Genomic DNA, 8,818 nt, shown 5'->3' on the forward strand with positions numbered 1-8,818 from the left:
CCTCCTTTTTGGGGAAATTTCACCCGGCATAGACAGCATCGACAATTGACCTGCGTCAGATGCCCAACACCATCTTTCGCCGTCGGCCAAGGAAAGCATCGCGCTCGAGAATCTTGTAGAATAGGCAGTAGCCCTGACCATCAAAATAGAGCAGTTTCAAACGATCGCCGCGTTTGCCGCGAAACGCGAACGCCGCTCCGAACGACGGTCCCAGGCCCAATCATGCTGCTTCCTCCGCCCGAATAAGCTGCGTCAGGACGGCCATGTCCACCGAACTGCCGAAGCGAAGGGTGCGGCCGCAGCTTAATCGCAGCTCGATCATCCCGCAGCCTTCAGGGACATCGGTCTGCGCCGCATTCATGTCGACCGGAATAAACAAGGCATTCGATGACGTCGACAACAGCCCCTTCTTCTTCAACTCGCTGCGCCAGGTGTAAATCTGCTGCCGTGTGATATCGTGGCGATGAGCAACCGCCGTTATCGTGGCTCCAGCCTGCCCAACCGACATCCCAATCGCGAGCTTGTCATCGTCTCGCCACCAACGTCGACGCTCCTGCCCAAGAATTTCTATTAGCATCGCAACCCTGTCTAAGAAACGTCATTAACGACGTCACTAAACACGTGCCTTAGGCCATCACGATCGCAGTCGGCAGGCGGTACCAATCGGGCGGTTCATTCTACTGCGCCAACCGGCTAGAGGTATTGGAGAACTCGCAACGTGAATGCACGCTTGCCGTTAGGAGGACAGCCATATTCAGCGGGAACGTGCGGTCTAAGTAATAGCCTCGGTTCGAGGTGATTGCATTGTGTCGTCGAAAATGTCACGAACCTAGGGGCAGCGATTGCCGCCCCGAGAAACTCAACAGGAAATGGGAGCCATATCCGAATGCTGACGGAAGACGACAAGGCCGACCGCATGTCACTAAGGCTTCTTTTTGAGAAAAGACAGATAAGAGACGAGACGAAGGAAGGTTTCTTTTATTTCGAGAACCAGAGCCTAATGATCGCTGAAAGCCAGGAGACTTATGTAGTCATGGCCGGAGATATGGCCATAGGATTTCCACTTTTCATGTATGGCGAATCAGATTTCTCAAAATTCATCAAGGCGACAACGCTGCTTAGCAAGGTCAAGAACAAGAAACTTGATGTATTGTGGGATGTCGGTGCAAATATAGGCTCAATTTGCATCCCAGCGGTTAAGCGACAATTTGTTAAGAAAGCCATCGCTTTCGAGCCAGAACGGACGTTGTTTAAGCTGCTCCGTACAAACGCGATACTAAACGACGTCGATAATAGGATCGCCTGTTACCATACGGCGCTTGGTGACTTTAAGGGCTCAGTTGATCTAACAATGGGAGAAGGCAACACCGGCGACTATCGGATAGCTGGACGTCTATTGGAAGACGACTCTATGGGAGAGTCATTTCGGCGCATAGAAACCGTTGATATTCGCCCGATGAACGATTTTGTCGATCTGTTTGAAGCTAATTCGACTCTCATTTTCATGGATATTCAGGGCTACGAAGGTTTAGCCCTGAAAGGCGCTGACAAGATAATATCTACGGCGCCCCCCCTAGTTGTAGAATTCTGGCCTTACGCGATGAAGCGTCTAGATACATACGAACTGCTTCGCGATATCGTGAGTTCCGGCCTCTATAGAGAATACGCTGATCTTTCCGAGGATAATGGTCAGTTCCGAGCGGTAAGCGCAGGCGCTTTAGATGCTCTCTACGAAACAATAGGGGAGAGCCAAAACGCCTCCACAGATTTGGTGTTCGTTTGAGGCGCTGCCTATCGTTCCTCTAAGACCGACGCAGGGTGCTGAACGCCCTGCGAAGTGGCCCCGTAACTCGCCACGATCTGCTTTTCCTTATGATCGCTAGCTCAACCTCCAAGCGCGTCGCCTTTGCCTCTGCTTCAGAGGCCTTTAAAAGTGCCACTTCCGCGCGACTCCTAGCTTTTGCCGCATCCTCGATATCGTCCAGCCTATTTGCGTTGAATCCTCGTGCCGTAGCAAAAATTACAGTTTCATCACCGTGAACGGTGCTGTGTTGCAAGTAGAACTTGTATCCCAAATTCATCTCTTTGATTTCCCGCGGAATCTCAAAGAAGTCGACCAGCTTATGATAAACACAAATAGCAAGATTGGGTCGAAAGCGACGAATAGTCTCTCTAGCGCCTCGCAGCGCCGACATTTCCGACCCTTCGATATCCATCTTTATGAGATCAACCCTCTCCAGATGATATTCCCTCACAGTGTCGTCTATGCTGATTGACCTGAATTGACGTGAATCAGTCGCTCTTGAATGAAGATCTTCTTCACCAACAAAGACCTGGGTGGCTGGCCCAGACCCTTGGATGGACATCACAGCACCAGTTTGTATCCATACCGGTCGGGGGACGAGCGTTATCCGGTCACTTAAAAGAGGATTAAGGGCGACATTGTCCTTAAATACCGCAACGTTCTCCGGAAAAAATTCGTAGGAAATTACCCTTCCGCTCGGGCCAACCGCATCAGCGAAGAAGAGTGTAGTTCCACCAAAACATGCGCCGCAATCTAGGACGCAATCTCCCTCCTGCGGCGTCAACAGGCCGCGACGTCCTCGATAGGCATATTGAGAATACACAAACTCATTGAACACGCCGAAAGCCTCAGAAGCGAGCTTCACATCGGCTCCGAGACCATTGAGGTCAAACAAGCGCATTCCACCGTCGCCATACGTGGGCGCTTTCAACTCAATCTGTCCGAGGGTCGCCAGGCAATCCCAGAAGGCGCCGCTATCGAGCGGCATTTTCACATAACGCCAGCCCATCGCGCGATATGCCACAACATTAAGAAGAAGCATCTTCGAGTCGAGGTCGGCAAGATCTTCGTATAAGCCTTGCCAATGCTCTACATCATTCTCCACAAGCGAGAGAGCATGCCGCACAATGCTATCAGTGCGTTGGACGGGGTCCTCTACTGTCGTTACGTCAATTCCGTATGGCTCAACAGACATTCGGAAAACATCCTGCCTGTGATGCCTACTGACATTCCCGTTGGCGGCACACCACTTTACCATTGCCGAAAAGTCAATCCAAAAGTCACCCGTAAAATTTGTGACCGCCACAGTGCTGATAGGGGCTTCCTCGAAGGTGCGATGCGAATTTCTCACGAATGACATTAACTCTTCCTCCGCTCAGTCGATCTCGATCTGCTATTTCGAATCTCAATTGTGTCGCTGAACTTCCTTATCATTGGAGCGCGGTAAAGAATAAGGTAACAGCATGCGGATCGGTAAAAATAGTCGACAGCATTCGCGTTGACATCCGCCCTTGGATGGGGCAACGGAAATTAGCAGCTTAGAGCGTGCCGTTTAGGCATGGAGATTTGCGTAAGACATGTCACTTATCGGGGTGGCTCATCGCGGCGGGGCGGATAAAAAGAGATGCACAAGAAATTTCTGACTAGAATTAGGCGCCGTCTAAGACGCCAACTGGCCGCTCGACATCTCAGAAGTTTCTTCGCCGAGGAGTGGTACCTAGACAACAATCCGGATGTTAAGACGCAAGGCCTAACCGGATTGGCACATTATCTCCAATCCGGCTGGAAAGAGGGGCGGAACCCTACGCCCAGTTTTGACGTCAAAGAATACCTGTCTCTCAATCCCGATGTTGCGGCGTCTGGCGTGGAGCCGTTTACACATTTTGTGCTTCGCGGCATCAAAGAAGGCCGAAGGACGCGGCTTGGTCCTGAGACTCCGACGATTGCGAACTTCTTTGCGAGAGAGTGGTATCTGGAGACAAATCCTGATGTGCAAATTGACCGACAGGACCCCCTTGAGCATTACCTTGAGAAGGGCTGGAAGGAAGGACGCAATCCTACTCCCAGCTTCAACGTGAGGTCCTATCTGGCCAACAATCAGGATGTCGCAATTTCTGGGCGCGAGCCGTTCACCCACTTTGTCGAGATTGGATTGAAGTCGGGACGCCCTATAGGCCCGCCCATTCCTACTCAGGGGAGATTGCCCGCGGATTTCGACCACGCCTTCGCGTTTCACTCCGTTCAGGATCAATCATTTCCGCGCGAAGCCGAGACAGCAGAGCACCTTATGGTGATTTTGATTCCCGAGCACAACGAAATGAGCGGAGGGATTTATTCCTTTTTCTCCATAGCTAAGGCGGCATACAATCTCAGGTTTAAGCATAATTATTTCATACTTCTTATGACGCGGCCTACAAACGCAGACGTTACTTACACACGTCAAAAGAATTTCAGAAATAGTGAGGATGTATTCCGGTTCGATCAGTTGCAAAGATGCCGCGCGGCGAGAACAGTCTATATTCACGTCCCAGAGTATGCAGCTCCCAGCTTCGTTCAAAATCTTAGCGACGACATGCTACATTACCTTCGGTCGCGCGAGCGGTTCTACGTAAATATTCTAAATCAGAAAACTGATATAATGCCTTCGAAAGAGGATTTCGGGGCGTTAAGAGGAATTGCGGATGGACTATCGCAGTCGGTGGCGCACCACGCATATTTCAGCCAACATTTCGCCGATAAGTATGATCTCCCAACGCTGCTTTTGCCGGCCTACACTGATCTTAGCGGGTATGAACCTCTTTCCTTCAAAGACAAAGAAAAGCTCATAATCTATTCGCCGGATGATGCTCCATGGCGGGAGGCAACGCTAAAAAATATTCGCGAGAATCTTCCAGATTATCAACTCAAAGAGATACGCGGCATTACCTTTGACCAGTATATGGATTTGGCTACAAGATGCAGATTTTCGGTCACGTTTGGCGAAGGGTTTGACGGCTACTTGGCGCAGCCTATTCATCAAGGCGGCGTCGGATTCGCTGTATACAATGAAGAGTTCTTCCCGTCAGCCGACATGCTCGAGTATGAAAACATATTCTCATCGGGAGAGGATATGGAAAATAATCTGGTGAGCAAGATTAGATTGATGGAAAAAAGCTATTCTTTGTATCAATCCACCAACAAGAAGATGATCTCCCTGTATAGCACTCTTTATTCGAAAGAAGATTACAATAGACGTGTTATGAAGCTAATAAATCGGGAGTTCGAGTTTTATCCTCTACACATGAACGAAGATAACGTTGGGGTGAGGCTTTGACAGAAAAGGTGTGATGCTGTCCCCGAGGGGGTCGAAAGCACCAGCGAAACCTTCTCAAAACACGACCACCAAAGAACGGATGGACCATACATGACACCTCTAAATATTCTTCTGTCGGGCCCTGGGCTGATCGGCCGACAACATGCGAAGCTGATATTGGAACATGAGGACTGCATCCTTGGAGGAATTGTGGCCCCTCCAAGCGAACCAAATGTAGAGTTCGGCCGGGTACGAAAGGTGCCGGTTTATACGAGCGTGGAAGACGCGATCCAATCTGCGTGTTTCGACGCAGCTATAATCAGCTCTCCGAACCGCTTTCATTTCGAGCAAGCAGAAACCTGTGTCCGCGCGGGAATTCCCGCGTTAGTTGAGAAACCTATTACAGACACGCTGAGATCGGCCCAACAATTGGCTGACTTGTCAGATCAATCTGGGGTACCAATCCTCGTTGGGCATCATCGAACCTATAGCCCACTATTAGTTGCTGCGGAGGGCTTTCTTCGATCGGGCGAGTTTGGCCGCCCAGTAGCACTGCAAGGCTCGGCGTTATTTTATAAGCCAGCGCAATACTTCTTGGACGGCCCGTGGCGCACAAAATCCGGTGGAGGGCCAGTTCTAATTAATTTGATCCACGAAATTGGTTTGATGCGACTACTTTTCGGAGAAATTGTGAGCGTATTTGCAGACGCATCGAACGCCTTGCGTCAATTCGAGGTCGAAGACACGGTCTCCATTGCCTTGAGGTTTGAGAATGGGGCGCTGGGTAGTTTCTTGCTATCAGATGTCGCGGCCAGCAACAAAAGTTGGGAAATGACGAGCGGAGAAAACCCGAAATACCCGCACTATCCGGATAGCACTTGCTATCATTTTGCCGGTTCCAATGGCTCTTTGGACTTTCCAAGCATGTTGACGCGACACTACCGCGACGCTTCGGAGGCCTCATGGTGGTCTTCGTTCAGCGACGGAAAGTTGGAGTTTTCGTCCGGCGACCCCCTCAGGCTGCAGCTGGATCATTTTGTTCAAGTAAGTCGGAAAAGCGCGACCCCGAAGATTTCTGCACGCGATGGGTATAAAAACATGCTCGTCGTCGAAGCGATAAATATGTCAATCCTCGGCCGTCGTATGATCGACCTATCTGAGGTATTCCACCGGTATGAGGATGGATCGGTCAAGTGAAAGTTCTTCTCCTAGATACCGCCTTTGCGGCGATGCCCATCTATAGAGGTCTGATAGAGGCTGGACATCAAGTATGGGTCATGGGGAATAGACCGGCTGATCTATTGGCTCGCGTCGCGAGCTCCGCCTTTATCGAGCATAGCTATGCGGATGTTTCTGAAGTCGAGACTCATGTCACCGCGCTCGGAATCGATTGCGTTGTTCCCGGCTGCACTGATGTTTCTATGGAGACATGTGTTAAACTAACGCATGGTGTTCAACGTCTAGATTCTGTCGAGACAAATTTATCGCTTTCAAACAAGGCGCAGTTCCGCGCACTCTGTGGCGAGCTCAATCTTCCTGCGCCACGCGTGTCAGATCCCGCCTCGTTTCCGCGACAAGGCTCTTATATCTGCAAGCCAGTCGATGCCTACAGCGGTAAGGGAATTTCGGTGTTTGATGGAACCGACCCCGTGGCGCTAAAAGCTGCTATTGAGACTGCCGCGACGGCGAGCCGTACCGGCAATTATTTGATTGAGGATTACGTGGGCGACGCGCTCTATAGCTGCAGCGGCTTCTTGCGTGACTGCCGGTTTACTGACGTATTCTTTGTTAGGGAGGGATCTTCCGTCAACCCTTACGCCGTTGATACGAGTTTCGTGGTCGATGATTTTCCTAGCCATCATGCCGAGCTTTTGGTGTCAGCTTTGGAACGGCTCGCGGGGCATCTAGGTCTGACCGACGGCCTTCTGCATACGCAGTTTATTCAATCTGCCGATGGGCCTAAGATTGTCGAGGTGTCGCGTCGCTGCCCAGGTGATCTCTATCCGCTGTTGATCGAATACAGCACTGGCTTCCGCTTTGCCGCTAAATACGCTGCAGCCTTAGTAGGCTACGAATTCGACACGAGCGTAAGCGTTCGGCGCTACATCCTTCGGCATACGGTGACGGCCGATTTCACCTGCGACTACGGTGGCCTCGTTTTCAGTCAGAAAATGCCGACGCTTGCCTTCTATCCCATCGCGCTGATGGGAGAAAGGCTGCAAGCCAAACAGGCAAGCCGCGCGGGGATCAATTTCTCGGAACATCCATCAAAAGCTGAGCTAGAACTTTCATACGGCGCATTGTTAAGGCGGGATTGTTATCGGGTTTCTGGCGAGCTTCCAACCGCGGCCGAACGCTAGTGTCGGCACTTTCTCCTTCCAGCAAAGAAACAATGAAATGTCCTCACCTCTTTTCGTTGCAAAACCTGTTCTCCCAAAGCTTAGCGAATTTCTTCCTTACCTCGAGGAAATTTGGAAAAGCGAGATTCTCACGAACAATGGTCCGTTCCATCAGCGGCTAGAAAAATCGCTTGAAGACTATCTCGGCGTACCTTGCGCGATGCTCTTCAATAATGGAACCATTGCGCTTCTTGTCGCTCTTAAGATGATGGACCTCCCCCCGGGAAGCGAGGTAATTACAACTCCGCTTACCTTCGCAGCGACCGCCCATTCAATTGCCTGGAACGGTCTCAAACCTGTATTTGCCGATGTCGATCCAGTGACGCTCACTATCGACCCAGCCGCAGTCGAAAAAGCGGTGAATTCCAATACGTCAGCAATACTCGCAGTGCATGTCTATGGAATGGTTTGTGATACGGATGGACTTCGAAACGTCGCCACTAAACATGGGCTGCGTCTCATTTACGACGCGGCCCATGTCTTCGGAACCACTGTATCTGGTAAACCGATAGGGGAATTCGGAGACGTGTCCGTCTTTTCGTTCCACGCGACAAAATTGTATAACACCTTCGAAGGCGGCCTTATTACGACAAGTGACGCCAAGGACAAGGAACGAATTTACTTTCTTCGCAACTTCGGAATTAAGAATGAAGAAGAAGTTGCCGACATCGGAATAAATGGAAAAATGAATGAGATGCAGGCCGCCATAGGCTTGCTCAACCTGAAGCTTGTCCACAGCGAGCGACAAACGCGCACTGACCTCAGAAGTTGCTTTAACAACATCCTCTCAGGAATTCCTGGCGTCCTACTGCCTCAAGAACAAGCAAACGTCTCTAACTCCGAGCAATACTATCACGTCGTTATTGACGCCGAGGTCTTTGGGCGTAGTCGAGACGACATTTACGATGCGCTTAAAGCAATCGGAATATATTCTAGGAAATACTTTCATCCGATCTGCACTGACTTTGCCCCGTATAAAGGCAGCACAATTCACTCCTGCAGGGACCAGCCGTACGTAGAAAAGGTTAAGTCGCAAGTCCTATGTCTTCCTTTTCATAGTGGCGTGACGCAACAACACGTTGCCATGATCGCTGAAGTATTTCAGCGTCGCTAGTATAAGGTGTATTTAGAAGTTCTCCGCGGCTCCCCGGTTAGCCAACTATTTATTTTTGTCTCGCAAGGTCACAGCGTGGTTGGTCGGCCGTGAAGAACACGGAAGCTGCTGATTAGACATAGGAATCGAAGGATCTGCAGATCTTCTAATTGCCGGAAACAGCCACCGAACGGGCTGTTTCCTTGCAAAATCAGTTTGAGGTTTCCCTG

General features: G+C 50.5%; 8 protein-coding genes. 5 read left to right on the forward strand and 3 right to left on the reverse strand.

The window, feature by feature from the left end:
- Positions 1 to 55: 55 nt before the first annotated feature.
- Entirely contained in the window at positions 56 to 220 is a 165-nt protein-coding gene (tnpB, locus tag IB244_RS32925; protein ID WP_210334292.1) for an IS66 family insertion sequence element accessory protein TnpB, read from the reverse strand.
- Positions 221 to 577, reverse strand: coding sequence for an IS66-like element accessory protein TnpA (gene tnpA, locus IB244_RS18500; protein WP_192305144.1), 357 nt, complete (start codon positions 575 to 577; stop codon positions 221 to 223).
- Between the two features lie 309 nt (positions 578 to 886).
- Here tnpA and IB244_RS18505 point away from each other — a divergent pair, with 309 nt between their 5' ends.
- The gene (locus IB244_RS18505) at positions 887 to 1,783 is read left to right on the forward strand and encodes an FkbM family methyltransferase (RefSeq protein WP_192305146.1); all 897 of its coding nucleotides are present in this window, start codon (positions 887 to 889) and stop codon (positions 1,781 to 1,783) included.
- 19 nt (positions 1,784 to 1,802) lie between these two features.
- Here the strand turns inward: IB244_RS18505 and IB244_RS18510 are convergent, their stop codons facing one another.
- Positions 1,803 to 3,164, reverse strand: coding sequence for an FkbM family methyltransferase (locus IB244_RS18510; protein ID WP_210334293.1), 1,362 nt, complete (start codon positions 3,162 to 3,164; stop codon positions 1,803 to 1,805).
- A 264-nt stretch (positions 3,165 to 3,428) separates the two neighbouring features.
- Between IB244_RS18510 and IB244_RS18515 the strand changes: the two genes are divergently transcribed.
- The 4 genes from IB244_RS18515 (at position 3,429) to IB244_RS18530 (ending at position 8,609) form a co-directional block, all read left to right on the forward strand.
- Positions 3,429 to 5,117 carry a hypothetical protein gene (locus tag IB244_RS18515; RefSeq protein WP_192305150.1) on the forward strand — a complete coding sequence of 563 codons (1,689 nt, stop codon included), beginning with the start codon at positions 3,429 to 3,431 and terminating at the stop codon, positions 5,115 to 5,117.
- 90 nt (positions 5,118 to 5,207) lie between these two features.
- Positions 5,208 to 6,293 (forward strand): Gfo/Idh/MocA family protein, encoded by a 1,086-nt coding sequence (locus IB244_RS18520; RefSeq protein WP_192305152.1) that lies wholly within the window; start codon positions 5,208 to 5,210, stop codon positions 6,291 to 6,293.
- A complete protein-coding gene (locus IB244_RS18525) occupies positions 6,290 to 7,456 on the forward strand; it encodes a hypothetical protein (protein WP_192305154.1) in 1,167 nt (388 codons plus the stop codon). The genes IB244_RS18520 and IB244_RS18525 overlap by 4 nt, the downstream gene beginning before the upstream one ends.
- A gap of 37 nt (positions 7,457 to 7,493) precedes the next feature.
- Positions 7,494 to 8,609, forward strand: coding sequence for a DegT/DnrJ/EryC1/StrS family aminotransferase (locus IB244_RS18530; protein ID WP_192305156.1), 1,116 nt, complete (start codon positions 7,494 to 7,496; stop codon positions 8,607 to 8,609).
- Positions 8,610 to 8,818 lie beyond the last annotated feature (209 nt).

The sequence above is a fragment of the Rhizobium sp. RHZ02 genome (assembly GCF_014851575.1).
Taxonomy (GTDB): Bacteria; Pseudomonadota; Alphaproteobacteria; order Rhizobiales; family Rhizobiaceae; genus Rhizobium; species Rhizobium altiplani.